The organism is Alteromonas sp. IB21 (genome assembly GCF_016405965.1).
In the GTDB taxonomy this organism is placed as follows: Bacteria; Pseudomonadota; Gammaproteobacteria; order Enterobacterales; family Alteromonadaceae; genus Alteromonas.
The window spans coordinates 1-915 of sequence record NZ_JAEFCD010000071.1 but is presented as its reverse complement, the minus strand read 5'-3'; the positions used below and the strand labels follow the sequence as shown (position 1 = coordinate 915).

General features: G+C 43.3%; 1 protein-coding gene. It reads right to left on the bottom strand.

What is annotated here, in order from left to right; all coding sequences use genetic code 11:
- Window positions 1–476 precede the first annotated feature (476 nt).
- The gene (locus JC525_RS19765) at window positions 477–842 is read right to left on the bottom strand and encodes a DUF7674 family protein (RefSeq protein ID WP_198817870.1); all 366 of its coding nucleotides are present in this window, start codon (window positions 840–842) and stop codon (window positions 477–479) included.
- Window positions 843–915 lie beyond the last annotated feature (73 nt).

Below are 915 nucleotides of genomic sequence, written 5' to 3'. Positions count from 1 at the left end.
TCCGAACGACCGAAGGGAGTGACTTAAGCGCTTTGTTAGAAGCAGAGCCTGTTCCTTTGGCCTAATTAAAAACTAATGAAGTCAGCATACGATTGATTATTAACACAAACAAGTAAAACAACAGCGCAGTGATGGTATTGATTTGACTGAAGCAAGCCGCCATTTGAACTAACAAACGCAATGGCGCTTGCTGACTTAAAATAAGAACTCGTCGATAAAGCGCCTATTGCGCAACCTTTGAAGTAAGCGCGGTGACATTAAAACTACCAATGCTTGGGCGATGTTGGAGACAACAGGTGTGGGTGGTTGAACTGATTATTTACTAAACCAATAGTAGTTTAGGCTGACGCCTTCTAACTTTTAAATAAGGGGCGCAGGCATGTGGGCTAAAATCCGAACGAAGTGAGCAGCCCACATGTTTGCGTCCCAGCCCGCGCAGCGGGCGAACTTAATTTTTTTGTTAGGTGCGTGCATTTTTAAATCACTACCCTAGGTGGTTTACCATGAAAGTCCAAGTACAATTTTTTGAGATTATCTGGCACGAGAGGCCAGCCACGGTCAATACCTTCTTTGGTACCTTTCCAGAATAAGTGCTCTGTATAATATACATCTATGTACTCGAATTCCGCCTTGGTTGCAGTATCTAGTTTCTCGCTCATGTACCGCAACTGTTCTAGTGCTTCTTCCAAGTCGCCTTGATTTAACAAAATAGTTGTCAAATTTGCGAACTCTTCCATTAGACATGTAAGCGCCCAACGCTCATGTTTTTCCATAAGAGGAACGACGTCAGGAAATTTAGTGCGGATTTCTTTTGAGAATCGTCTTATTTCTGATTTAGCCATTGATTTCCCAGAAGCACCTAACGCTAAGCTTTGGGGCGCTAGCACGTGGGCTAAAATCCGAGATAATTGGACT